The organism is Billgrantia montanilacus, assembly GCF_003336675.1.
GTDB lineage: Bacteria > Pseudomonadota > Gammaproteobacteria > Pseudomonadales > Halomonadaceae > Halomonas > Halomonas montanilacus.
Map to the genome: position 1 here is coordinate 1 of NZ_QPII01000015.1, position 24,194 is coordinate 24,194.

Consider the following 24,194-nt stretch of genomic DNA (forward strand, 5'->3'; position numbering starts at 1 on the left):
GCCGAGCAGAAGAGGAGGCCCGCCGCCAGCAGGAGGCCGAGGAGCAGCGCCGAGCAGAAGAGGAGGCCCGCCGCCAGCAGGAGGCCGAGGAGCAGCGCCGAGCAGAAGAGGAGGCCCGCCGAGCCGCGGAACAGGCCAGCCAGGGCCTGGATCGTGCCATCGAAGGCGAAAGCGAAGCCGTGGCCGATGCGCGTCAGGCCCAGGAGGCGGCCAACAGCTTCATTAATCTGGTACGACGAGCAGTGGAGCAGGCCTGGGTGATTCCTCCGGGAGCATCGGGAAACCTTGAAGCCACTGTTCAGGTCCAACTGGGACCCTCTGGCGAGCTGTTTGGCGCTACTATTAACCAGACTAGCGGTGATAGCAGCTTCGACCGCTCTGCCATACAGGCAGTGGAAGCTGCCGCACCGTTCGGTGAACTGCGCCAATTGCCCGCTATGGCGCAGCGTGATTTCCGCCAATTCAATCTGCGGTTTCGACCGGGAGATGTACGCTGATGAAAGTCCTTATAACGACCTGGCTGAGCGCCTTGCTATTGATGTTCAGCACGCTGGCACAGGCCAACCTGACCATTGAGATCACACGTGGTAGCGACCGTGCCACTCCCATCGCAGTGGTTCCATTCGCTGCCGATGGTGAAAACCTGCCCGAGGATGTCGCCCAGATTATCAGCGATAATTTGCAGCGAAGCGGTTACTTCGAGCCGCTTGATCGCCAGGCAATGTACGACAGGCCCAGCACCAGCGACGAGGTTCAGTTCGGACAATGGCGCGGTCTTGACGTGCGCTACATGGTGGTAGGGCGGGTCAGTCGCGAAGGCAATGGCTATCGAATTCGCTACGAGCTGTTGGATGTCAGCGGATCCCGCCGAATGCTGGGTGAAAGCGTAACCGCCAGCGGCAGCGAATTGCGCGGCGGAGCGCACTACATCAGCGATCAGATCTTCGAGTCCATTACCGGAATTCGTGGTGCCTTCGCCACACGGATCGCCTATGTCACGGCCCGGGGTGCCGGCAATGACATGCAATTCGCCCTCTACGTCGCGGACGCCGATGGCCACAACAGCCAGGAGGTGCTGAGCTCGCGGGAGCCGATTCTCTCGCCGGCCTGGTCGCCGGATGGCCGCAAGCTTGCCTATGTCTCCTTCGAGACGGAGCGGCCGGCGATCTATATCCAGGATCTGGCGACCGGCCAGCGGGTCAGAGCGACATCCTTCGAGGGGATCAATGGTGCTCCGGCCTGGTCGCCCGACGGACGCCGGCTGGCCATGGCCCTGTCCAAGGACGGTCAACCGGAAATCTACATCATGGATGTGGCGTCGCGTAATTTCGAACGCATCACCAATAACAACAACATCGACACCGAGCCGACCTGGTCGCCGGATGGGCGTAGCATCCTGTTCACCTCCGACCGCAGCGGCGGCCCGCAGCTCTATCGCTATACGGTGGGCAGCGGCGAGACGGAGCGCTTGACCTTCACCGGCAACTATAACGCCCGCGGACGCTTTGCTCCCGATGGTGAATCCATCTTTCTGGTCCACCGCAGTAACAATGGCTACCAGATTGCCAGGCAGGACCTGGGATCTGGCAGGCTGGTCGTAATCAGTGAGTCGCGTTCGGATGAATCACCCAGTGTTGCACCCAACGGGACCATGGTAATCTTCGCCACCCAGCAAGGTAACAGCGGGGTGTTGTCAGCGGTGTCGGCTGATGGACGCGCGTCCTATAGGCTGCCATCGGCCCAGGGTGACGTGCGCGAACCCGCGTGGTCACCGTTTCTGAATTAATACTCGATGATCCGTGTCACTCGAATCCTTCAAGGAGTTAGACCATGCAATTCAAGTCGCACGCCAGGAGCCTGGCACTCGCTCTTTCTCTGGCGCTCGTGGCCGGTTGTTCCAGCACCGGTGGGACACAGGACGGGTCTATGGAAGGCACCCGCAACGGCGGTGCCGGAACCGGCGTTGCCGGTAGCGGGCAAGTTAGCGGTACCGGTGTCGGCAGCGGCACGAACGGCGATCGTGCCGGACAGCAGGCCGACGGACGTATTCCCGAGGTGCGTACCATCTACTTCGACTTCGATCGTGACAACATTCGCTCCGAGTTCGAGTCGGTGCTGGTGGCCCATGCCCGCTATCTGCGTTCCAATGGCAACGCTCGCGTTGCGCTGCAAGGCCATACCGATGAGCGTGGCACCCGCGAGTACAACATGGCCCTCGGCGAGCGCCGCGCGAATGCAGTGAAGCGCTTCCTTGAAGTCCAGGGTGTCTCGCCCTCCCAGTTGGAGATCGTCAGCTACGGTGAAGAGCGCCCGGCAGTTCGTGGCAACAATGACGACGCATACGCCCAGAACCGTCGTGTGGTCTTCGCCTACTGATCGAGCAGGCGCGATGGTGCGCCAATGGAGTCCAACATGAGACACAGTCTGAAAAGGCTGTGCGGCGCGGGAGCCCTGGTGCTCCCGCTGTCCGTGATGAGCCTTGCCGTTGCACAACAGCGTCCGGTGGTTGAGGACCTGACCGCCTCTCCGTCGCGCTCTTTCATGGATCAGGCACAAGTCCAGGAAGAGTCACGAGGGAGCCTGGTCATCTTCAACCAGGTCGAGGAACACCAGCGTGAGATACAGCAGCTGCGTGGGCAGATCGAGGAGCTTCGTCACCAGCTCGAGCAGCTGCGCAGTCAGACACGCCAGCAGTACCTCGATCTGGACGAACGACTGATGGCCGGCAGTGCCGGTATCGAAGCTCGGCCGGAAGTCGACGAGGAGTCCGCCCGCCAGGTTGCCGAGACCCCCTCGCCAAGCGGGGTGACTGCAGATGCCCAGGCCGCCTACCAGGCTGCCTTCGCCAAGGTCCAGGCACGTGAATTCGAAGATGCCATCAGCGCGTTTGACGCCTTCGTGGTCGACCACCCCGACAACAACCTGACTGCCAATGGTCATTACTGGCTTGGCGAGCTGCACTCCGCCGAAGGCAACCTGGCCGACGCCGAAATCGCCTTTCGGCAGGTCATCGACAACTATCCCCAGAGCAGCAAGCTTCCCGATGCCCTCTACAAGCTCGGCCTGATCAAGGCCCGCCAGGGGGAGCCAAGCGAGAGTCGGGAACTGCTGGAAAGAGTGAGGGACGATTACCCCGACAGTAGTGCTGCCGGACTTGCCAACGACTTTCTACGCCAGTCCCTGTAAGGACTGGCCCCGCCCGAGGAGCCGCGATGAGCTGCAAGATCGACTACCAGGCGCCAGCCGATCTGCTTGAAGGACGTATCATTCTGGTCACCGGTGCCGGTGACGGCATCGGTCGTGTGGCCGCACTGACGTTCGCCCGTCACGGGGCCACCGTGATACTGCTGGGGCGAACGCTGGGCAAGCTGGAGAAGGTGTACGACGAGATCGAGGCGGCCGGTTACCCCCAGCCCGCGATAGTCCCACTGAACTTCGAAGGTGCCACGCTGAAGGATTATCACGACCTGGCAGAGATGCTCGACAAGGAATTCGGCCGCCTCGACGGGCTCCTGCACAATGCCAGCCTGCTGGGGAGAATCACTCCGTTCGAGCAGTACAATCCCGAGCTCTGGGAGCAGGTCATGCAGGTCAATTTCAATGGCCCGACATGGATGACACAAGCCCTGTTGCCACTATTGCAGTCATCGAAGGACGCCTCGGTGGTCTTCACCTCGTCCAGCGTGGGGCGCAAGGGTCGTGCCTATTGGGGAGCCTACTCGGTCTCCAAGTTCGCCACCGAGGGTTTCATGGAAGTGCTTGCCGACGAGCTCGAGCACCTCGGCACCATTCGCGTCAATAGTCTCAACCCCGGTGCGACCCGCACGAAGATGCGAGCCAATGCCTACCCGGGCGAAGACCCCGAGTCGCTGCCCACGCCGGAAACCATCATGCCCACCTACCTGTGGCTGATGGGCCCTGACAGCCAGGGTCATAATGGCGAGCGTTTCGACGCACAGCCGCCGAAGTCTGCGTAGCCCCCGGCGTCATGGCACAACCCGATGCCCCACTTCAGCCACCTGGATCAGAGTGCGGGAGAGGACATCAGGGACTCCGCCAGGGACTCGCTGGTTTCGAACCATAGATCAGCAGGCCAGTCACGAAAGTCATCTCCCTCCTCGATGTAACCGTAGCCCACCGCAATGGCGGGCATGCCGGCGGCACGCGCCGCCTGCATGTCACGCAGGTGGTCGCCGATATACCAGCAGCGCTCCGGCGTGACATCCAATGCGCGTGCAGCGGCCCACAGCGGCTCCGGGTACGGCTTCTTGACGGGCAGGTCATCGGCACAGAGCAGGGCGCCGGGCATCAAGCCGAGGGCCTCGATCAGCGGTGCCGCATAGGCTCGGGGCTTGTTGGTGACGATACCCCAGGGCCGACGCCTGGACTCCCAGCTGGCCAGCAGACGGTCGAGCGGCGGGAAGACCCGGCTCTCATCGGCCACGGCGCGGCTATAGGCGCTCAACAGGAACTGGCGGGCTTCGTCATGGCCATCATGGGTCGTTTCCAAACCCAGTGCCAACAGGACCAGGGCGCTGCCGCCATTGGAGACCTGGGCGCGAATGACCGGGTAGGGCAGGGGATCCAGCCCATGGCGGGCGCGCAGGGCATTGGTGGCCCGTGCCAGGTCGGGTGCGGTATCGACCAGGGTGCCATCGAGGTCGAACAGCAGCGCATCCGGCAACTGCATCAGCTGGTCTCCCGGCGGCAATGCATCAGGTAATTGACCGAGACATCATGCGCCGATAGCCGATAGCGACGTGTCAATGGGTTGTAGACCAGGCCGCTCTGCTCGAGAACCTTCAGGTCGGCCTCCCGGCACCAGCCAGCGAGCTCGGAAGGACGGATGAACTTGCGGTACTCGTGTGTACCACGGGGGAGCATCCTGAGCAGGTATTCGGCGCCAACGATCGCCAGGGTGTAGGCCTTGGGATTGCGGTTCAGGGTAGAGAAGAAGACGTGCCCACCCGGCTTGACGAGCGCGGCACAGGCGCGGATCACGGAACCGGGGTCGGGCACATGTTCCAGCATCTCCAGACAGGTCACCACGTCGAATTCGCCGGGGTGCTCGGCGGCCATCTCCTCGGCACTGGCTTGGCGATAGGTTACCTCGACACCGCTTTCCCGGGCATGAAGGCGCGCCACAGCGAGTGGCGCATGACCCATGTCGACACCGGTGACACGGGCACCTCGATGGGCCATGGCTTCGGTAAGGATGCCGCCGCCACAGCCCACGTCGAGGACCTGGCGACCCGCCAGGCCACAGCGCGCATCGATGAAATCCAGGCGCAGCGGATTGATGTCGTGCAGTGGCTTGAATTCGCTCTGCGGGTCCCACCACCGGCTGGCCAGCGCGTCGAACTTGGCAATTTCGGCCTGGTCCACATTGTGGTGATGGAGGCTTGCGCTCATGTTGTTTCTCCGTGTGAATTGGTCGGCACCCTGGCAACATTCAGTACCTTCGGTATCATGCACTATTGTACCCGTAGCGACCCGGGCTTTCCCATGACGGAATCATCGGTGGCCCCGGGTCTTCATCTTCATCAACCGACTCAAGCGACAAGGATGGCACAATGATTCGCAAGGCTGTATTACCCGTTGCCGGTTTCGGAACCCGCTGTCTGCCAGCCTCCAAGGCGATTCCCAAGGAAATGATCACCATCGTCGATCGACCGGTGATCCAGTACGTGGTGAACGAAGCGGTCGCTGCCGGGATACGTGACATCGTCCTGGTGACACATGCCAGCAAGAGTGCCATCGAGAACCACTTCGACAAGCATTTCGAGCTCGAGGCGAGCCTCGAGGCCAAGGACAAGCAGGAACTCCTCGACGAACTCAGCGCGATCGTCCCCGATGACGTCAATATCATCAGTGTTCGCCAGCCGGAACCCCTGGGCCTTGGTCATGCGGTGCTCTGCGCCCGCCCGGTGATCGGTGACGACGAGCCCTTTGCGGTGCTGCTTCCCGATGTCCTGGTGGATGACGAGGGCCTCGAGCGCAACGACCTGGCCGGCATGATCGATGCCTTTGAAGCCAGCGGTCGTTCCCAGCTGATGGTGGAAGAGGTGCCGTGGGAAAATGTCCACAAATACGGCATCGTGGATCCTCGGGGCGGTGCGCCGTCAGCGGGTGAGTCCTGCCCGCTCAATGGCGTGGTGGAGAAGCCATCACGGGACGAGGCACCTTCCAATCTGGCCGTGATCGGTCGTTATATCCTGCCGGGCCGTATTTTTTCCCTACTGGCCGAAACGCCGCCCGGCGCCGGCAACGAGATTCAGCTTACCGATGCCATCGAGACGCTGCGCCAGACCGAGGGTGTCGATGCCTGGCGAATGCGCGGCAAGACCTACGACTGCGGCCATCAACTCGGCTACCTCGAGGCCACCATGGTCTATGGTCGCCGTCATCCACGCTTCGGCGAGGGCTTTCGCGAACTGCTTTCCCGCTACAGCCAGCCGGAGTAATTGTCATGCGACTCGAGATACATGGAAGTGAGCTGGCTGCCGCCACGGCTGCCGCCGCCCTTTCCTGGGTAGGGCATCAAGTGCACTGGGTGCCCAATGCCTCCATGCCCTGGTCCAGCCTGCTGGAAGCCGACTGGCTACGGCGCGAGCCCGATCTCATGGCCGGGCTTCAGGACGGGCGTGAACTCGGCACCCTGACGGTGGCAGGCAGTGACACGCCACAGTCGGGTCCCATCGACATCCTCTGGCTCGCGCTCTCTCCCGAACAGCGTGACGAGGCCGGCGAGCTGGTGGAACAGGCCGCCGCGCGCCATGCAGGTGCGCTGATACTGGTCAACAATTCCACTTTCCCCGTGGGCGAGACCGAACGACTCGAGTCACGGCTGGGTGCGCCGGAGCGCCGTGCCGTAGCCCTCGTCGACATGCTGGAGGAAGGGCGCGCCTGGGCAAGCTTCACCCGTGCCGGCCGTTGGCTGCTGGGGTGCGATGACGATCACGCCGAGGCCCAGGTGCGGGAACTGCTGAGAGCCTTCAATCGCCGCCAAGACGTGGTTCAGCGCATGCCACGCCGTGCGGCCGAGCTGACCAAGCTCGCCACCATCGGCATGCTGGCAACTCGCATCAGCTACATGAACGAGATCGCCGGCCTGGCCGACAGCCTGGGCGTCGACGTCGAGCATGTTCGCCAGGGCATGGGGGCAGACTCGCGGATCGGCTACGAATACCTCTACCCTGGCTGCGGTTTCGGTGGGCCCAACTTCTCCCGCGACCTGATGCGGCTGGCCAATGTCCAGGAAGCCAGCGGTCAGCATTCGGCACTTCTGGAGCAGGTGCTGGACATCAATGAACAGGTCAAGGAGACTCTCTTTCGCAAGCTCTGGATCCATTTCCACGGGCGCCTGGAAGGTCGTACCCTGGCGATATGGGGCGCGGCCTTCAAGCCGGGCTCGGCCCGCATTGACCATGCCCCCGTCCTCACGCTACTCAAGGCACTATGGGCCCAGGGTGTCAAAGTCCGCCTGCATGATCCCGCCGCCACGGCGGCGCTTCGCGCCGAAGTCGGCGACCAACCGCTGCTGGAGCTGTTCGATGCCGACCCCTATGCAGCCTGCGAGGGCGCAGATGCCCTGATGCTGGTCACCGAATGGAAGCACTACTGGAACCCGGACTGGGCCAGGTTGGCAAAACAGCTGCGGGAAGGCTTGCTGCTGGATGGGCGCAACATCTACGATCCCTCCCATGTGGCGAGCTGGGGGCTTTCCTACCGGGGTATCGGCCGCCGGGCCGATCCCGCGCAGACTTCTTCTCGTTGAGGTAACAGCGTGCGTGCAGGCGGTTTCCCTGCTTACAATGGGCGCCTGCCGCCTTTGCTGAAAGGAGTTTGCCATGCCAGAAGCGCGTCCGCCCGAGCGACGCCCTATCGTCCCCGATCCGGACACCAGCCTGACACGGGCACGGCGGCCCGCACAGCCGATGCCTAGGCTGTGGCCGCTTCGGTTGACGGTATTCCTGTTGGTCATCGCCCTGATGGCGGTAACCTGGTTTGGCTGGCAGGAGCGTCAGCGCTTCGATGAACAATGGAGCCAACTGGCCGGCGAAATGTCCAATGTCCATGCCCGGTTCGATGCCGAGGAGGGGCGGGGTGATCGTCTGGAAGTGATCGAGTCGCGGCTATCGACGGTGGAGAATCGCGGCGAATCGCTGGCTGCTCGCACCGCGACCCTCGAGGTGGAGGTCGAGCAGGCCGCCGACATCGACGAGTCTCGTCTGGACGCGGTGGAACAGCGCCTTGACGATGTTGCCGAGCAGTTGGACGTCATGGCCGAGGAAGCCGCCTACCGGGATGCCCTGTTGAGTGCCAACCAGGTCTCGATGAACGCGTTGGAGAGGGCCGGCGAAGAGGGACGGCAGGCGTTGACCACCCGCATCGAGACGGTAGCCGACGCCAGTGAGCGTACCGCCGAGCGATTGTCGGAATGGCAGGCGCGCTTCGATGAGCAGGCCGGTACCCAGCAGGATGTTCGTGCCACCCTGGCGGAAGAGCTTGCCGAACGGGATGAGCACTTCCAGACACTGCTGGAACAGGAGTTGGCAGCATTGGATGAGCGCTCCCAGGCCCTGGAAGCAGAGCTGAACCGTCAGCTCGAAGGTGTGGCTGAACGTCTCGAAGCCCTGAACGACGAAGTGGAAGGCCTCGTGACAGGCCAGCAGGAAAACCAGGAAACGGTTAGCGGATTGCGCAACAGACTCACTGCCATGGAAGCCGAATTGATCGAGCTGCGTCAGACTCAGCTCGCACTCAGTGCCGGGCTGGAAGCCCTGCAGTAATGCCACCGGGCGCGCCTTCAGACCGCCCGGTCGCCTGGAGTCAGTGAGGAAACCGTTGATATGGGAAAACGCGTAACAGCATGCCTTGGGGCAGCGATCCTGTGTCTTGGCGTGATCCAGGACGCGCTTGCCCTCGAGGCCCGTATCGACGGGCTGGAAGGCGATGTCGCCGACAATGTCCGCCACTACCTGAGCAGCCTCGACGCCGCTCAGTACGGGCGAGTACGTCTTGAAGGCGAAGTCCTGCGGCGCACTCGTGAGGCCATGCGGGTTTATGGTTACTACGAGCCTCGGATCCACCAGCAGCTCGATTCACGTGACCCACCTCGCCATGTCGATCTGGTGGTCGAACCCGGTCCCCAGGTCGTTATCGAAGTACTGGATATTCGACTCGAAGGGGATGCCAGACGCGATGAACACTTCAGTGAGACGGTCGATTCCTTCCCGCTGGCCGTTGGCGACCCGCTGGTGCATGCCCCCTGGGACCGGATGCGCAATCGACTCGCCAACCTCTCCCTGGAGCGGGGTTATTTCGACTGGGGCTTCACCGACAGGCGTATGGAAGTCAGGCCTTTCGATGAAAGCGCACGACTCTACCTGACACTGGACAGTGGTCCACGCTATGCCTTTGGCGATGTGACGATAAAGGGCAGTCATATCCTCGAGGAGCGACTGTTGCAACTGGCCCCCTTCACACCGGGAGAGCCCTATCTTGCCGGGGAGGTCGCTCGTTATACCCAGCGCCTGGGCCAAGCAGGCTGGTTCAGCTCAGTCAGCGTACGTCCCCGGCTGGACAGCCGTCGGCAGCTGGCCCTCACGCCGCCTGAACTGGGGTGGTGGAATGAGGTCGGCACTCTGGGCGAGGCGACACTACCCAGCGATTCGGCAGGGCACTCACCGCAGCAACCGGCAGGACCGCGACTTTCGGCCGAGGCGCTCACCACTGTCACCAAACTGCATCGAACCGAACGCGCCGTCATGCCGATCGATGTCGTGGTGGCACCGGCGGACCGGCACCAGTTCGAGATCGCCGTGGGCTACGCCACCGACGTGGGGCCCCGGCTCGGCTTCGGCTGGGAGCAGCCTTGGATCAACCGTTACGGCCATAGCCTCGAACACGACCTGTTCATCTCTCAGCCGGAGCAGCGTCTGACCGGCACCTACCTCCTGCCACTGGACGATCCACTGCGCGATCAATACCGCCTGCAGTACGGCTTGCGTCATCGGGACCTGGATGACACCCGCACCCTCGAGAACACGATCGAGCTTGCACGGCGCTGGGAGTTCGACAACCGTTGGGTGCAGACACTCTTCCTGCGCGCCACCTATGAAGATTTCACCCAGGGCGGAGAAGCCGACAGTGTCTTCCTCTACTACCCCGGGGTGAGCTGGGCGCGGACACGAACTCGCGACCCTCGATTTCCCAGCTGGGGGGATCGCCAGAGAATCGCCTTCGAATACTCCGACAGCATGTGGGGATCGGGTGCGGACTTCCTGCGCATGACCGGTGATACCGAATGGATTCGCATGCTGGGCAGCGACCTACGTTTCGTGAATCGCCTTGGACTGGGTGCCATCGAGACCAGTGACTTTGCCAAGGTTCCGCCGTCGCTGCGCTTCTTCACCGGCGGCGACCGATCGGTGCGGGGCTATGACTATGAAAGCCTCGCCCCTCGAAACGAGGAGGGTCGACTACGTGGCGGCCAGCAGCTGTTGACCGCCAGCACCGAGCTGCAACGTCGTATCACCGGCAACTGGTGGGGCGCCGCCTTCATCGATACCGGTGACGCCTTCGATGACTGGGGCCCGGACTCGCTCAACACCGGAGCTGGCCTCGGGGTACGCTGGATATCGCCTGTCGGTCCGGTACGCTTCGATGTCGCTCATCCCTTCGACGACGAGGAGAATTCGTGGCGCCTTCATTTCGCCATCGGCCCGGAATTCTGAGGACCCGGCTGCTGCTCTGGTCACTTGTTCGCCTGCTGATTGTACTACCACTCTGGTTACTGGGCTGGGTCATCCTTGCACTGGGCCTGGCATTGTCCCCATGGGGCACTGGCTTCCTCCTGGAGGAGGGAGCCGAGCGTGGCTTCTACCAGTTGGAGGATGCCGAAGGAGCACCGCTCGACCGGCTGGTCCTGCACGGGCTGGAGTTGGAAGCTGGACCTGCGACGGTGTCGGTGCAGCGTCTCGAGCTGGCCTGGGCCGATGACTGTCTGCTGAAGGGGCGGCTCTGTATCGAGCACCTCTCTGTCGTGGGGGCGCGTATCCAGCTAGGAGAGGGTGACACCGATACGGAGGAAGAGCGGGGGCCCGCTGGAGATATCCACCTGCCTTTTCCCGTGGAAATACGAGCGCTGTCGCTGGTCGACGTGGAGCTGTCACTTTCCGATGGTACGCGGATCCGCTTCGATGATTTCTCTTCGGCGGCCAGGGCCCGAGCAGCTGAGCTGGAGCTGCTGACCACCCGACTGGAAGGCCTTCGCGTTGTCCTTCCCCCTTCTCCCGGTAGCGAACTGGCCCTGGTCGCTGTCGATGATGACGCGCCACGCCTTGCCGCTCCCGCCATCGACACCGCCATCAATCTGGCGGACATACCATTGGCCACTGCCGAGGAGAGTGAAAGCGCCGTCGCTGCCGAGAGGCAGACGATTCACCTGCCCATGGCGGTGACGGCCCCCGACCTGCAGGTCATCGACACGGCCATCGAACTGGCGGATGGCACTCGTATCGAGATCGATACGTTCACGTCCGGCATCGAGGCCGCCCAGTCGCAACTGGGGGTGTTGCCGACTCGCCTTTCCGGCCTGCGCATTCACCTCCCTCTCTCTCCGGGGGCTCAGCTGGCCCTGGAGGAGCACGACACCGACGAACCTCGTCTGTCAGCAGACGCCATCGATGGCTCACTTGCATTGGCATCGCCGTTGCCGGCAGCCATCGCTGCAGAGCTCGAGGCTGGTTTGGCACTGGCCCAGCGAGAGCGCATCAGGCTTCCCGAGATTCATCTCCCGCTGTCGGTATCGATGCCCCACCTCAGGTTCGAGGAGGTCGAACTCACCGGGCCCTTCGAATACTCGATCCGGCACCTGACCCTCGGCCTCGAAGCCAGCGGTCAGGAAGTCGAGGTGACGTCCCTCGATCTCGCCACGCTGGATGTCGATGCTCAGCTGTCGGCGAAGGTCGAACTTCAGGGCGACTATCCCCTTCAGGCTCGACTTCGCACCACCCTGTGGCTACCGGAAATCATGCCCGAATTGGCTGGCCAGCGGCTCGAACTGCTGCTGAGCGGAAGTCTCGCCGACCTGGAGGCCGAACTGGCTGCCACAGGCCCCGTGGAGGCCGAGCTGACGGCTCGGCTCGATGCACTGGAGCCGAGCCTGCCCTTTACCGCTTCACTGGAAAGCGACTTGCTGCAGTGGCCGCTGCCGATGCGGCTCACCACCGAAGTGCCCGAAGACGTCGAAGATGTGCCGGTCGACCCCTATCTGGCCGAGGATTTATCTCTGCGCTTGTCAGGCAGTCTGCTCGAATACAGTGCGGCTCTGTCGATGCAGCTGGAGGGCCCCGAGATACCCCGTACCCGTGTCGCCTTGTCGGGCAGCGGCGATGTCGAACACTTTGCCTGGCTGCCCCTGTCTCTGACGCTGGGCGATGGCTCGCTGGTCAGCCGGGGTCGTGCCGACTGGTCCGAAGGCCTGGACGTGAGCGCCGTGTTCCGCCTCGACAACGTCGACCCCGGCGCCTTCACCGACGCCACCGACGGGCGCTTGAGCGGCGATATCGAGATGGCGTTCGCCCAGGGGCCTCATGGATGGCAGTTGAACGTGCCGCGACTCGAGATCGGTGGCGAACTGCAATCGCTGCCGATGTCGCTGCAGGCTAGCCTCGACGGTGACAGCGAAATGCGCTGGAATATCGACCGCTTCGACTTCCGCCAGGGCGACAATCGCCTCTCCGCCAGCGGTGCGGTGTCAGAACAGCAAATGACGCTCGACGGCAACATCGACCTGCCCAACCTCTCAAACCTGCACGACGAGCTTGGCGGCAGCCTGGCCGGGGAATTCTCCACCACGGGAAGCATCGAGTCACCCCAGCTCGATATTTCGCTCAACGGCGATAGCCTGGCCTTCGGCGAAAACCGATTGGAGAGCCTGCAGCTGTCGGGTAATGTCCGTGGGCTCGACGATCCCGAGCTCGACGTGAGACTCGACATCGAGAACCTCAATGCTGGCGGACAGCGCTTCAGCGAGGTCTCGCTGCTCCTTGATGGACGCCTGACGGACCATTCATTGACGCTCGACGCCATTGCCGGACACGGCATGCCGCTGTCACAGGCCTCCCTGGAGCTGGCGGGTGGGCTCTCCGAGGACCGCCAGCGCTACACCGGCCGCATTCACCCGCTGGAGATCACGACGGAATACGGTGCCATTCGCCTGGACGAGCCACTGGCCTTCAGTGCCGATATCGAGGGGGGTAACGCTCGCGTTGAGCCTTTCTGTCTGCGGCGCGACCAGGGCGGCAGTCTCTGTCTCGTCGAAACGCTGCAAGCCAGTGCCGAGAGTGGAGATGCCGCTCTCTCGGTTCGCGAGCTGCCCATGGAACTGCTGAATGAATGGCTTCCCGAAGAGTGGCGTGCTACGGGCCAGACCGACATGGATCTGCAGGCTCAGTGGCGCAGGGGAGGCGACCAGTGGCGCATAGAGAGCAACGTGGACAGCGAGCTCTCCCTTGAGGGAATGGATATCTACGGGCAGCCCTGGACCTTACCCGACACGCGCATGAATGTGACCCTGGACGCCGACCAGCAGAGGACCGATTTCAATCTGGACTTGAGCCTGGCCGATGCCGGGCGACTCAGACTGACCGTCGGCCTGGACGACCCGGCTGGTGACGGCGCCTTGGAGGGCACCCTGACGCTCGATGCCCTGGACCTGTCGCGCTATCGGAGCCTGGTCGCGGGCATGGATACTCTGGAAGGTGTCATCGATGGCAGAGTGGACATATCCGGCACAGGCCAATCCCCGCAGCTCAACGGCGCCTTGGAACTAACCGGGCTGCAGGCCAGCGGCATGGATATCCCGCTGATCATTGCGGATGGGCGTATCCGGGTGGAGCTCGACGGTGAGACCGCGCGTATCATGGGCTATGTGGAAAGCGACGAAGGACGGCTGGTGATCAATGGCGATGCCGCCTGGCCGTCACCGGACGACTGGCGTATCGGGGTCGATCTGGACGGTACACGGCGGCCGCTGCTGGTGACGATGCCCGAGTTCGGCCGCTTGCGTATCGCGCCGGACTTGCGCATACGCATCGACCCGAACCGGCTTCAGGTACGAGGAGCCGTGCAGGTCCCGTGGGCGCGGCTCGAGATAGGCGATACACCGCCCGCTGCCGTCTCGCCCAGTCCCGACGAGATCATCATCACTCGCCGCGACGAGGCCCGCGCCAGGCGAACCGCCGACCTCGAGGAAGAGGCAGGGGCGGATGAAGCCGCTGCCGTGGCCCTGCAGCAAGCTGGCATGTCGCTGGATGTTCGCATCGATTTGAACCTGGGCCCTGATATGCAGCTGGAAGCCCGCGGGCTTGAGACCGGGTTGCGCGGTACGCTGGAAGTGCGCCAGCAGGATGGACCGGTACAGCTGTTCGGTGACGTCATCCTGACCGATGGGCGCTTCCGCGCCTTCGGCCAGGACCTGATGATTCGCCAGGGCCAACTGCTCTTCAGCGGCCCGCCGGACCAGCCACTGCTCGACTTCGAGGCCATCCGCAACCCCGACCTGACCGAGGACGGCGTGATCGCGGGCCTGCGGGTCACCGGCTTCGCCGCCGAGCCGAGCCTGGAGATCTTCTCGGAGCCGGCCATGGATGAAGCGAGCGCCCTGTCGTACCTGCTGCGCGGGCGGGCACCGCGAGACGGCGATACCGACGGGGCCCTGACGGCTGCGCTGGTCGGTTTGACTCTGGGGCAGACCGGCGGAGCGGTAGGGGCTATCGGCCAGGCCTTCGGCATCGACGACCTGGCGCTGGAAACTGCCGGCATCGGGGACGAAAGCCAGGTAGTGGTGACCGGCTATCTCACCGAGGACCTTCGTATCAGCTATGGCGTCGGAATCTTTTCGCCCATCGCCGAGCTGACCCTGCGCTACACCTTATGGCGCAATCTCTACGTGCAGGCCGTTTCGGGTGCGGCGCAGGCGGTTGACCTGGTCTATACCTTCTCCCGGCCCGGGAAACCTCCGCAGATCGATGGCGGTCAATAGGCCAGGCTCGCGTACAAGGGGCCGTCGACAGCCCACTGGAGTGCGCTTGATACTCAAGGAGACAGAAATGATGATCGATCCAGCCCGTGCGTTGCCAGGGCGCGATAGTCCGCTCGCCGTGTCGGGCATACATGCCGTCAACGGCCACTCCATGCTGCCACCCTTTCCCGATGGACATGAGGTTATCGTCTTGGGGATGGGCTGCTTCTGGGGTGCGGAACGTCTGTTCTGGCAGACCCCGGGAGTTCATGTCACCGCCGTTGGCTATGCTGGCGGTGTCACCCCCAACCCCACCTATGAGGAGACCTGCAGCGGCATGACCGGTCATGCCGAGGTGGTGAGAGTCGTGTTCGATCCGGCCAAGGTCGATATCGATACACTGCTGCGCACCTTCTGGGAGGCCCATGACCCCACCCAGGGCATGCGTCAGGGCAACGACGTGGGAAGTCAGTACCGTTCGGCGATCTACACCACCAGCGAGGCGCAGCATGCGTCGGCCGAGCACAGCCGCGACATCTACCAGTATTCGCTGTCCCAGGCGGGGCAGGGGAGAATCACCACCGAGATCGCTCAACTCACCGACTTCTTTCTGGCGGAGGAGTATCACCAGCAGTACCTGCACAAGAACCCCGGCGGCTACTGTGGCCTGAAGGGCACCGGCATCAGCTGCCCGATCGGGTAAGATGGGGCCCGGCCCGACCCGGCCAGGGAATCGCCGGACTGCTCCATGACGCCAACTCCCGGCTTATGCGCCGGGCAAGCCAGGGTTCCAACCGGCGGTTGCGCCACTCCATGAAGCCGACATGCCCTCCATGCCGGGCGATCTCCAGATGCACGGCAGGAGAGGGGGCGGGCAGCCGCTCATAGAGGCTCGCGGGCATGAAGGGATCGTCATCGGCGTGCAGAATCAGGGTGGGAAGCTCGATATCTCCCAGCAGGGGGCCGGCGGAAGCGCGCTGGTAGTAATCCTCCGCCCCCTCGAAACCGTGCAGCGGCGCGGTCACCACATCATCGTAGGCGCGCAGGCTGCTCAGACTGTCCAATCCGCCGGCATCCAGCGGCAGCGGCAGTGCCCCGCGGACGAGCTTGTCACGGACCTTGCGCTTCAGCGCACTCAACAGGTGCCGCTCGTAGATTCGGGAAAACCCCTGATTGAGCCGGTCGGCACTGGCCGCCAGGTCCAGGGGTGCGCTGATCACGATGGCACCGGCCAGGTCCAGGCCATCTCCCCCCTGTTCGGCCACCAGCTTGAGCAACATGTTACCGCCCAAGGAGACGCCAGCGGCCACCTTGAGCGCCTTGGGAAAGCGGTGGGTGAGCTGTCCGAAGAGCCAGTAGGCGTCGGCGGTATCGCCGCTGTGATAGGCCCTCGGCAGCCGATTGGGGTGGCTGCCACAGCCACGGAAGTGCATCAATACGGCACGCCATCCCAGCCGGCTGGCCGCCGAGAGCATCCACCGGGCATAGGGGGAGTCGAAGGAGCCTTCCAGCCCATGAAAGAGCACGAAGACCGGCGCCTCGGGTTCTGCAGGCTGGGGGCTGGCCCAGTTCAGCTCGACGAAATCGCCGTCGGGCAATTCGAGCACTTCCACCTCGCGTGCCAGTGGCGGACGCGGCAGGAGGCGCGGCAGCAGCGTCTGCACGTGGGCATTGGTCAGCCCGAGTGGTGGTGAGAAGTCGGCTTCGTGTCGCCGCTCGCGCATGATGGTATCACTCGACCTCGGGCGTCAGGTTCTTGGCAGTGTCGCTGGTGACCAGGACGTTATCCTCGATGCGAATGCCGCCGTGGGGGGCCAGTCGTTCCACCCGTTCCCAATTCACCTCGCGACCAACCGGCCCCTTTCGCAGCGGGTCGAGCAGCATGGGAATGACATAGAGCCCCGGTTCAATGGTGACCACCATTCCCGCTTCCAGTTCACGCGTCAGGCGCAGGGCGGGGTCCTTGTCGGGCGGTGGCAGGGCCGCACCGTTCACGGCACGACGCCCGGCCACATCGTGAACCTGAATGCCGAGTAGATGGCCCAGCCCATGGGGGCAGAAAGCCCGTGTGATACCGCTTGCCACGGCAGATTCGGGGGTGCCAAGGACCAGGCGGTGCTCGACAAGCAGTTCGGCCAGCAGGTCGTGCATCCGCTCATGCAGGGCAACATAGTCGGCACCGGGGCGCACGGCGGCAATCAGCTGTTGCTGCACCTGTGCAACGCCCTCGATGAGCGCGTGAAACAGTCCGTCCGCCTGGGCTCCCGCCCAGGTGCGGGTGATGTCGGCGCAATAGCCACGGTAGCGATGCCCCGCATCGACCAGCAGGCTAAGCGGCTTCTTCGGGGGCAGGGTGTCGTAGTGCTGATAATGGAGGACGCCGCCGTGGGCGTTGATGCCGACGATATTGCCGTAGGGAACATGGCTCTCGCGTTGACGCGATGCCTGGAGGTAGGCGAGCTGCACATCCAGTTCGGCTGCACCTGCCAGGAAGGCACCCCTGGCGGCTATATGGCCGGCCATGGCCTGTCGGTTGGCCCGGCCGATGCAGGCAACCTCGTACTCGCTCTTGCGCACCCGCCCCTCGTCCAGCGCCATGAGCAGGGCACCGGGATTGAGCTCGGCCCCCAGCGCCCGGGCAGTCGCGGCATCCACGTCACCAATCACGGCATAGCGGCCCCGGGGCAGGGCGGGGGGCTCATCGAAGCGCCCCTTCATCACGTCGACACGCTCGGTCCAGGCCTCCGAAGGCAGGCTGGCTGGAAGATGCCAGAAGTCGTCGGGGGCGTGCAGGAAGAGAACCGGACGCCTCCCCGGGCAGACCAGAAGCCAGCTATGAGCGAGGTCGGCCTGGCCGGTCCAGTGCTGGAAATGACCGTAGGCTTGGAAACTGGCGTGCTGGTCGTCGCCGAAATGGGGAGCGGGATGGCCGCTGTAGAGCAATACGCCATCGTGGCCGAGGCTGGAGAGCGTCTCGGCGTAGTGCCGCTCGAGCCGGTCGAGATGGCTACACTGGAGTTCAGCGAGCGGATCGGTCATGGCAACCTTCCGGGCAGTCTGGTTCAAGCCAGTTTAGCTCACTGCCCAGAGCGGACGATAGCCGCATCGATCAGCACTCGGGTGTCGGCGGGGGCTCGACCCGGTCGATGCGATAGAGGGTCGCCACCTGATCCAGACCCTGTACCGTACAGGAGAGATCGCTGATTCTCCCGTCGCCAAGGCCGTATATCCAGCCGTGGATGGCCAAGGGCTGGCCACGCTGCCAGGCCAGCTGGATGATCTTGGTACGGCACAGGTTGTTGACCTGGGCCCTGACGTTGAGCTCGCACATCCGGTCCACCTGCTCATCCAGCGGCAGCGCCGCCAGCGCTGCGCGATGATGGCTGTACAGCTCGCGGACCGAGTGGAGCCAGTAGTCCACCATGCCGCATTCGCCGCCGGCCACCGCCGCCCGGACCCCGCCGCAGCCGTAGTGGCCGACGATCATGATGTGCTTCACCTTCAACACGTCCACCGCATACTGCACGACGGAGAGGGCATTCATGTCGCTGTGGTGGAGAAGGTTGGCGACATTGCGATGGACGAACACCTCCCCGGGGGGAAGCGAGACGATCTGGTTGGCCGGCACTCGGCTATCCGAGCAACCGATCCACAGGTAATTGGGGTTTTGCTGGCTAGACAGGCGGGTGAAATAGTCCGGGTCTTCCTGGCACATGCGCTCTGCCCAGGAGCGGTTGTTCTCGAGTAGAGTGGCGATTTCCTTGTCCATGTAAAACGTTCCGGTGGCTTGATCGGCGCGGCCAATGGCCGGGGGCTTTTTTTACAGGCGCTCAGGGCAGCGGTCAACCGCCACACTCCCGAGACGCGGCCTGCACTGGTATTATCGCCCCATTCCAACGGGCCCTGTTCGAGTGCCCGGTTCGAGAAGGAGAACTCCGTGCCAGACTTCGATTATGACCTCTTCGTCATCGGTGCCGGCTCCGGCGGCGTACGTGCAGCGCGTACCGCCGCCGCCACGGGCGCCCGCGTTGCCGTGGCCGAGGATCGCTACCTGGGTGGAACCTGCGTCAACGTGGGCTGCGTACCCAAGAAACTCTACTCCTACGCCGCCCACTTCCATGACGCTTTCGAGGACGCCGGCGGCTTTGGCTGGCATCTCCCCGCCGCGCCGGTCTTCGACTGGGCAACGCTGCGTGACAACAAGATCGGTGAAATCAAGCGGTTGAATGACATCTACGGCCGCCTTCTGGACACCGCTGGAGTACGGCTGATCAACGGTCGCGCCCAGGTGGTCGATGCGCATCATGTCGACGTGGGCGGCGAGCGCATCAGTGCCGCCAAGATCCTGGTCGCCGTCGGCGGCTGGCCCTGGGTACCCGACTTTCCCGGCAGCGAACATACGGTGACGTCCAACGAGGTCTTCGATCTCGAGCACTTCCCCGAACGCTTCCTGGTCCTCGGCGGTGGCTATATCGCCGTGGAGTTCGCGAGTATCTTCAACGGCCTGGGAAGCAACGCCCACCTGGTCTACCGCGGCGAGCTGTTTCTGCGCGGCTTCGACCGCGAAGTGCGCGAATTCACCCGTGACCAGATGGCCGCCAAGGGCGTCAACCTCCACTTCGAAACCAACATCGAACGCATCGATCCGGGCGATGAGGGCCTGGTGGTGACCCTCACCAACGGTGAGACACTGGAGGTCGACGCGGTACTAGCGGCAACCGGACGCAAGCCGCACCTGCAGGGGCTGGGCCTCGGAGAGCTGGGCGTCGAGCTCAATATCGACGGCACGCTCAAGGTCAATGAACGGTTCGAGACATCGGTGCCGTCCATCCTGGCCCTGGGCGACGTCACCGGTGGTCCGGAACTGACGCCGGTGGCCCTTGCCGAGGCCATGCACCTTGTCAAACAGCACTTCGCCGATACCTCGGTTGCACCTCTGAACTACCAGAATATCGCCACGGCGGTCTTCTGCCATCCGAATATCGGCACCGTTGGTGTCTCGGAGGAGCAGGCGCGGGAACAGTATGGAGCGATTCGTGTCTACCGTACCGATTTCCGCCCCATGAAGCATACGCTTTCCGGCAGCCAGGAACGTTGCCTGATGAAGCTCATCGTCGATGATTCAAGTGACGTGGTGGTGGGTGCGCACATGGTCGGAGAGGAGGCCGGTGAGCTGATCCAGGGAATCGCCATCGCCGTGAGAGCCGGCCTGACCAAGGCGGATTTCGATGCCACCGTGGGGATTCATCCAACCGGCGCCGAGGAGTTCGTCACCATGAGAACCCCATCGCGCACCTGATGTCATGAGCAGCGCAGGACAATTCATTCGGGCCGCCTCAGGGCGGCTCGTTTGCGTGAGGCGAGCAGAAAAAAGCTGGACTAGACTATCAGCGTGACATGAAATGACGACATCGGTCGGCGGACAGAAAACGTCACTTCATAATTTGCCGTTATGGAAGAGGGCCTGGGGCATAATGTCTATTTTTCTTTAGTCATGAGCCCTGTTATCATTATGCGCAACATCGCTACAGCGAAGTCTGAACATGAATGTGACACCGCAACCATTTACACCTTCTGCCGATCTGGCACGGCCCAGTGTGGCCGACGCCGTGGTTGGCAGCGATGCCGCACCGCTGTTTATTCGCAAGCCCAATCCCGATGACGGTTGGGGTATTTATGAGCTGATCAAGTCCTGCCCACCGCTGGACGTCAATTCCGCCTACGCCTACCTGCTGCTGGCTACCCAGTTCAGGGATACCTGCGCGGTGGCGACCAATCAAGAGGGCGAAATCGTTGGCTTCGTCTCTGGCTACGTGAAGAGCAACGCCCCAGACACCTACTTCCTGTGGCAGGTTGCGGTCGGTGAGAAAGCCCGAGGCACCGGGCTTGCCCGCCGCCTGGTGGAAGCCGTCATGACCCGGCCAGAGCTTGACGACGTCCACCACCTGGAAACCACCATCACGCCTGACAACCAGGCATCGTGGGGGCTTTTTCGACGTCTGGCCGATCGATGGCAGGCCCCCCTGAATAGCCGTGAATACTTCTCCACGGACCAGCTCGGCGGTGAACACGATCCCGAGAACCTGGTGCGTATCGGTCCCTTCGATACCGGTCGCCTCTGATCCCGTCCGCTAGACGCTGGGCGGCCGATGAGCTGCGCCGCCCACGCTCCTTATGCTGTTTTTCCACCCTCACCAGGAGGTCGCACGATGCAGACCCAGACACTTGAACGCATGGAATCCAATGTTCGCACCTATTCACGCTCATTCCCGGTGGTCTTCACCAAGGCGATGAACGCCCGCCTCACCGACGAGAACGGTCGTGAATACATCGATTTCCTGGCGGGCGCCGGCACGCTCAACTACGGCCACAATAATCCCCACCTGAAGCAGGCACTGCTCGATTACCTGGCCAGCGACGGCATAGTCCACGGCCTGGATTTCTGGACGGCCGCCAAGCGCGACTACCTAGAAACCCTCGAGGAGGTGATCCTCAAGCCGCGCGGCCTGGACTACAAGATCCAGCTGCCGGGGCCGACCGGCACCAACGCCGTAGAGGCCGCCATCCGCCTGGCGCGCGTAGCAAAGGGGCGCCATAATATCGTGACCTTCACCAATGGCTTTCACGGTGTCACCATGGGCTCGCTTGCCACCACCGGCAATCGCAAGTTCCGCGAAGCTACCGGCGGCATCCCGCTCCAGGGCGCGGCCTTCATGCCCTTCGACGGTTATCTTGGCGAAAATACCGACACCCTGGACTATTTCGAGAAGCTGCTGGCCGACAAGTCCGGCGGCCTCGACACTCCTGCCGCCGTGATCATAGAGACGGTGCAGGGGGAGGGCGGTATCAACGTGGCTGGCCTCGAATGGCTGAAGCGCCTGGAGAAAATCTGCCGCTCCAATGACATCCTGCTGATCGTTGACGACATTCAGGCCGGCTGCGGCCGTACCGGCAAGTTCTTCAGCTTCGAGCATGCCGGCATTACCCCGGATATCGTGACCAATTCCAAGTCGCTGTCGGGCTTCGGCCTGCCATTTGCCCACGTGCTGATGCGCCCGGAACTCGACAAGTGGAAACCCGGCCAGTACAACGGCACCTTCCGCGGCTTCAACCTGGCCTTTGCTACCGCAGCTGCGGCCATGCGACAGTATTGGTCCGACGATACCTTCGAGCGAGATGTTCAACGCAAGGGAGACATTGTCGCAGACCGCTTCAAGAAGATCGCAGCCTGGCTCACCGAGCACGGGGTCGAGGCAACGGAACGAGGTCGGGGCTTGATGCGCGGCATCGATGTCGGCACTGGCGACATCGCCGACAAGATCACCGGCAAGGCATTCGAAAACGGTCTCGTGATCGAGACCAGCGGTCAGGACGGTGAAGTGGTCAAGTGCCTTTGCCCCCTGACCATTCCCGACGAGGATCTCCAGCAGGGCCTGGACATCCTCGAAGAGAGCGTCAAGCAGGTCATCGCCTGAGGGAGCAGGGCGATAGCGTCTGGTGTATCGGCCGGCTGTCCGCAGCCGGCCCGACATTAAGTTAACGGGAGTGACACTCTATGATCGTTCGCAATCTCGAGGAAGCACGTCAGACCGACCGCCTGGTCAAGTCCGAGAGCGGCACCTGGGACAGCACTCGGCTGAGCCTGGCCGACGACGGCGGCAACTGTTCTTTCCATATCACGCGTATCTACGCGGGTACCGAGACGCATATCCATTACAAGCATCACTTCGAGGCAGTCTACTGCATCGAGGGCGAAGGTGAAGTGGAAACCCTGGCGGATGGCAAGATCTGGCCGATCAAGCCGGGCGATATCTATATTCTCGACCAGCACGACGAACACCTGCTGCGGGCCCACGAAACCATGCACCTGGCCTGCGTCTTTACGCCAGGGCTGACCGGCAAGGAAGTACACCGCGAGGATGGCTCCTACGCGCCGGCTGAAGTCGACGACAAGAAGCCGCTCTAGGCCGAGTACCGCACTAAGCTGTCGCGCCTTGGCCAGGCAGGTAGCCTGAAGCCAACGCTGCACCCCTGGAGCCTGATGGCTCTGGGGGTGTTCGTATCTCAGGGCTACGAATCCTTCGGGCGATCGTGTCGGCTCGTGTTCACCAGGGCGTGTGTTCGCATAATGTATATTATGTTAAATCGGTGATCTTTCCACGGCGTTGGACAAGCTAGGCACCAACTCCTTATCATCTCTCGTCGCGCCCTGCGCGAAGACACTGCTCGCGTCCCACTCCACACTCCCGGCCACACCCGCGCCTCGGGTGAAGCCCGACACGGAGAATTCCCATTCATGCGACCGAAACCGCTGATCGCCATTACACCCTGGTTGCTGGTCTCCCTGCTGATTTCCGGTTGCGCCCTGAATCCTGAGGCCGAACCCGAGCCCGTCCTTGGACCAGATGCCTTCGATGCGCGGATCGAACAACTCGAGCAGACGATTGCCCTACGCTGCGATCAGACGGAGGATCGGCTGTCCCGTCATGATCTTCGCCATAGCGAAATGCTGGCGGATGTGAAGAATGCCAACGCCTTGCTCCGGGAACTGCGCGGCAATATCCAGCGGCTTGAGCAGCGCGGCGAGGAACCCGTCATCGTCAGGGCGGAGTGTAATGAGCCTGACGATGCACCGCTTGCCGACAAGGAGCTGGTGGGTCGTTCCGAGTGGATCGGCTTGGCCGATATCGGCACCTACCTTCGGGCCCGCATCGACTCCGGTGCCAATACGTCCTCACTGTCGGCCAAGGATATCACCCGTTTCGAACGCGACGGCGAGGATTGGGTACGCTTCAAGCTCGGTGTCAATGAGGACGATATCGTCGTCGACGACGTCCGCAACGAGTGGATCGAAGCGCCTGTGGAACGACGTGTGCGTATCCTGCAGGCCGCCGGAAGCGAATCGCGGCCGGTGGTAAGCCTGCTGATGACCCTGGGGTCGATTCGTGAACCGGTTGAGTTCACGCTCAACGACCGTACCCACCTCAACTACCCGGTGCTGCTGGGCCGCCGGTTTCTGATGGATATCGCGCTGATCGATGTCGCCGAGAGCTATCTGCATCCAAGGCCCGAGTTCCCCGGTGGACGCCCCGCCGCTGAAGCGGCACAGGATGAAATCAACGACCAGGAGGAGGAAGACCGCTAAGCCGCGGCGCCTCCAAGC

The 24,194-nt window shown here is 63.0% G+C and carries 21 protein-coding genes; 16 read left to right on the forward strand and 5 right to left on the reverse strand.

Annotated features, from left to right (window positions below):
* From tolA to DU505_RS16760, 5 genes are all read left to right on the forward strand, one after another.
* Positions 1 to 497, forward strand: a 497-nt coding sequence (tolA, locus tag DU505_RS16740; protein WP_114480128.1) for a cell envelope integrity protein TolA, incomplete at its 5' end; no start/stop codon positions are given.
* Positions 497 to 1,786, forward strand: a complete 1,290-nt coding sequence (gene tolB / locus DU505_RS16745; RefSeq protein WP_114480129.1) for a Tol-Pal system beta propeller repeat protein TolB — start codon at positions 497 to 499, stop codon at positions 1,784 to 1,786. The genes tolA and tolB, both read left to right, overlap by 1 nt.
* A 44-nt stretch (positions 1,787 to 1,830) precedes the next feature.
* Complete coding sequence (pal, locus tag DU505_RS16750; RefSeq protein ID WP_114480130.1) at positions 1,831 to 2,376, forward strand: peptidoglycan-associated lipoprotein Pal; 546 nt, start codon at positions 1,831 to 1,833, stop codon at positions 2,374 to 2,376.
* A 36-nt stretch (positions 2,377 to 2,412) separates the two neighbouring features.
* Positions 2,413 to 3,186 carry a tol-pal system protein YbgF gene (gene ybgF, locus DU505_RS16755; RefSeq protein ID WP_114480131.1) on the forward strand — a complete coding sequence of 258 codons (774 nt, stop codon included), beginning with the start codon at positions 2,413 to 2,415 and terminating at the stop codon, positions 3,184 to 3,186.
* A 26-nt stretch (positions 3,187 to 3,212) separates the two neighbouring features.
* Positions 3,213 to 3,977, forward strand: a complete 765-nt coding sequence (locus tag DU505_RS16760) for a YciK family oxidoreductase (RefSeq protein ID WP_114480132.1) — start codon at positions 3,213 to 3,215, stop codon at positions 3,975 to 3,977.
* A gap of 47 nt (positions 3,978 to 4,024) precedes the next feature.
* Here the strand turns inward: DU505_RS16760 and DU505_RS16765 are convergent, their stop codons facing one another.
* Positions 4,025 to 4,690 carry an HAD family hydrolase gene (locus DU505_RS16765; RefSeq protein ID WP_114480133.1) on the reverse strand — a complete coding sequence of 222 codons (666 nt, stop codon included), beginning with the start codon at positions 4,688 to 4,690 and terminating at the stop codon, positions 4,025 to 4,027.
* Positions 4,690 to 5,412, reverse strand: coding sequence for a bifunctional 2-polyprenyl-6-hydroxyphenol methylase/3-demethylubiquinol 3-O-methyltransferase UbiG (gene ubiG, locus DU505_RS16770; protein WP_114480134.1), 723 nt, complete (start codon positions 5,410 to 5,412; stop codon positions 4,690 to 4,692). Before ubiG ends, DU505_RS16765 begins: the two co-directional genes overlap by 1 nt.
* 161 nt (positions 5,413 to 5,573) lie before the next feature.
* On the opposite strand from ubiG, the gene galU reads away from it, so the two are divergent.
* The 6 genes from galU to msrA all read left to right on the forward strand — a co-directional run bounded on the left by galU (position 5,574) and on the right by msrA (position 15,734).
* On the forward strand, positions 5,574 to 6,464 hold the full coding sequence (gene galU / locus DU505_RS16775; RefSeq protein WP_114480135.1) for a UTP--glucose-1-phosphate uridylyltransferase GalU: 891 nt from the start codon (positions 5,574 to 5,576) through the stop codon (positions 6,462 to 6,464).
* A gap of 5 nt (positions 6,465 to 6,469) precedes the next feature.
* Positions 6,470 to 7,777, forward strand: coding sequence for a UDP binding domain-containing protein (locus DU505_RS16780; protein ID WP_114480136.1), 1,308 nt, complete (start codon positions 6,470 to 6,472; stop codon positions 7,775 to 7,777).
* A 73-nt stretch (positions 7,778 to 7,850) separates the two neighbouring features.
* Positions 7,851 to 8,792, forward strand: a complete 942-nt coding sequence (locus DU505_RS16785) for a hypothetical protein (RefSeq protein ID WP_114480137.1) — start codon at positions 7,851 to 7,853, stop codon at positions 8,790 to 8,792.
* 60 nt (positions 8,793 to 8,852) lie between these two features.
* On the forward strand, positions 8,853 to 10,739 hold the full coding sequence (gene tamA / locus DU505_RS16790; protein WP_114480138.1) for an autotransporter assembly complex protein TamA: 1,887 nt from the start codon (positions 8,853 to 8,855) through the stop codon (positions 10,737 to 10,739).
* Positions 10,703 to 15,052 carry an autotransporter assembly complex protein TamB gene (tamB, locus tag DU505_RS16795; protein WP_245948021.1) on the forward strand — a complete coding sequence of 1,450 codons (4,350 nt, stop codon included), beginning with the start codon at positions 10,703 to 10,705 and terminating at the stop codon, positions 15,050 to 15,052. The genes tamA and tamB overlap by 37 nt, the downstream gene beginning before the upstream one ends.
* A gap of 67 nt (positions 15,053 to 15,119) precedes the next feature.
* Entirely contained in the window at positions 15,120 to 15,734 is a 615-nt protein-coding gene (msrA, locus tag DU505_RS16800; protein ID WP_114480139.1) for a peptide-methionine (S)-S-oxide reductase MsrA, read from the forward strand.
* Here the strand turns inward: msrA and DU505_RS16805 are convergent.
* From DU505_RS16805 to can, 3 genes are all read right to left on the reverse strand, one after another.
* Positions 15,715 to 16,755: a hydrolase gene (locus tag DU505_RS16805; RefSeq protein ID WP_114480140.1), complete on the reverse strand. Its 1,041-nt coding sequence runs from the start codon at positions 16,753 to 16,755 to the stop codon at positions 15,715 to 15,717. The two genes, msrA and DU505_RS16805, sit on opposite strands and share 20 nt — an antisense overlap.
* Before the next feature lie 7 nt (positions 16,756 to 16,762).
* The gene (gene pepQ, locus DU505_RS16810) at positions 16,763 to 18,070 is read right to left on the reverse strand and encodes a Xaa-Pro dipeptidase (RefSeq protein WP_114480141.1); all 1,308 of its coding nucleotides are present in this window, start codon (positions 18,068 to 18,070) and stop codon (positions 16,763 to 16,765) included.
* 70 nt (positions 18,071 to 18,140) lie between these two features.
* Positions 18,141 to 18,800, reverse strand: a complete 660-nt coding sequence (gene can, locus DU505_RS16815) for a carbonate dehydratase (protein ID WP_114480142.1) — start codon at positions 18,798 to 18,800, stop codon at positions 18,141 to 18,143.
* Positions 18,801 to 18,968: 168 nt separating this feature from the next.
* Here can and gorA point away from each other — a divergent pair, with 168 nt between their 5' ends.
* The 5 genes from gorA to DU505_RS16840 all read left to right on the forward strand — a co-directional run bounded on the left by gorA (position 18,969) and on the right by DU505_RS16840 (position 24,176).
* Positions 18,969 to 20,330 (forward strand): glutathione-disulfide reductase, encoded by a 1,362-nt coding sequence (gene gorA, locus DU505_RS16820; protein ID WP_114480143.1) that lies wholly within the window; start codon positions 18,969 to 18,971, stop codon positions 20,328 to 20,330.
* A gap of 244 nt (positions 20,331 to 20,574) precedes the next feature.
* The gene (gene ectA / locus DU505_RS16825) at positions 20,575 to 21,153 is read left to right on the forward strand and encodes a diaminobutyrate acetyltransferase (protein WP_114480144.1); all 579 of its coding nucleotides are present in this window, start codon (positions 20,575 to 20,577) and stop codon (positions 21,151 to 21,153) included.
* Positions 21,154 to 21,240: 87 nt separating this feature from the next.
* Positions 21,241 to 22,506, forward strand: coding sequence for a diaminobutyrate--2-oxoglutarate transaminase (gene ectB / locus DU505_RS16830; RefSeq protein ID WP_114480145.1), 1,266 nt, complete (start codon positions 21,241 to 21,243; stop codon positions 22,504 to 22,506).
* 80 nt (positions 22,507 to 22,586) lie between these two features.
* On the forward strand, positions 22,587 to 22,997 hold the full coding sequence (locus tag DU505_RS16835) for an ectoine synthase (protein ID WP_114480146.1): 411 nt from the start codon (positions 22,587 to 22,589) through the stop codon (positions 22,995 to 22,997).
* A gap of 330 nt (positions 22,998 to 23,327) precedes the next feature.
* Complete coding sequence (locus DU505_RS16840; protein WP_114480147.1) at positions 23,328 to 24,176, forward strand: ATP-dependent zinc protease family protein; 849 nt, start codon at positions 23,328 to 23,330, stop codon at positions 24,174 to 24,176.
* The last annotated feature ends 18 nt before the right edge of the window (positions 24,177 to 24,194 follow it).

What these genes read in the sequence shown, in the direction of transcription:
- tolB (WP_114480129.1), top strand. Translation starts at nt 497, where the DNA reads ATGAAAGTCCTTATAACGACCTGGCTGAGCGCCTTGCTATTGATGTTC.
- pal (WP_114480130.1), top strand. Translation starts at nt 1,831, where the DNA reads ATGCAATTCAAGTCGCACGCCAGGAGCCTGGCACTCGCTCTTTCTCTG.
- ybgF (WP_114480131.1), top strand. Translation starts at nt 2,413, where the DNA reads ATGAGACACAGTCTGAAAAGGCTGTGCGGCGCGGGAGCCCTGGTGCTC.
- DU505_RS16760 (WP_114480132.1), top strand. Translation starts at nt 3,213, where the DNA reads ATGAGCTGCAAGATCGACTACCAGGCGCCAGCCGATCTGCTTGAAGGA.
- DU505_RS16765 (WP_114480133.1), bottom strand. Translation starts at nt 4,690, where the DNA reads ATGCAGTTGCCGGATGCGCTGCTGTTCGACCTCGATGGCACCCTGGTC.
- ubiG (WP_114480134.1), bottom strand. Translation starts at nt 5,412, where the DNA reads ATGAGCGCAAGCCTCCATCACCACAATGTGGACCAGGCCGAAATTGCC.
- galU (WP_114480135.1), top strand. Translation starts at nt 5,574, where the DNA reads ATGATTCGCAAGGCTGTATTACCCGTTGCCGGTTTCGGAACCCGCTGT.
- DU505_RS16780 (WP_114480136.1), top strand. Translation starts at nt 6,470, where the DNA reads ATGCGACTCGAGATACATGGAAGTGAGCTGGCTGCCGCCACGGCTGCC.
- DU505_RS16785 (WP_114480137.1), top strand. Translation starts at nt 7,851, where the DNA reads ATGCCAGAAGCGCGTCCGCCCGAGCGACGCCCTATCGTCCCCGATCCG.
- tamA (WP_114480138.1), top strand. Translation starts at nt 8,853, where the DNA reads ATGGGAAAACGCGTAACAGCATGCCTTGGGGCAGCGATCCTGTGTCTT.
- msrA (WP_114480139.1), top strand. Translation starts at nt 15,120, where the DNA reads ATGATGATCGATCCAGCCCGTGCGTTGCCAGGGCGCGATAGTCCGCTC.
- DU505_RS16805 (WP_114480140.1), bottom strand. Translation starts at nt 16,755, where the DNA reads ATGCGCGAGCGGCGACACGAAGCCGACTTCTCACCACCACTCGGGCTG.
- pepQ (WP_114480141.1), bottom strand. Translation starts at nt 18,070, where the DNA reads ATGACCGATCCGCTCGCTGAACTCCAGTGTAGCCATCTCGACCGGCTC.
- can (WP_114480142.1), bottom strand. Translation starts at nt 18,800, where the DNA reads ATGGACAAGGAAATCGCCACTCTACTCGAGAACAACCGCTCCTGGGCA.
- ectA (WP_114480144.1), top strand. Translation starts at nt 20,575, where the DNA reads ATGAATGTGACACCGCAACCATTTACACCTTCTGCCGATCTGGCACGG.
- ectB (WP_114480145.1), top strand. Translation starts at nt 21,241, where the DNA reads ATGCAGACCCAGACACTTGAACGCATGGAATCCAATGTTCGCACCTAT.
- DU505_RS16835 (WP_114480146.1), top strand. Translation starts at nt 22,587, where the DNA reads ATGATCGTTCGCAATCTCGAGGAAGCACGTCAGACCGACCGCCTGGTC.
- DU505_RS16840 (WP_114480147.1), top strand. Translation starts at nt 23,328, where the DNA reads ATGCGACCGAAACCGCTGATCGCCATTACACCCTGGTTGCTGGTCTCC.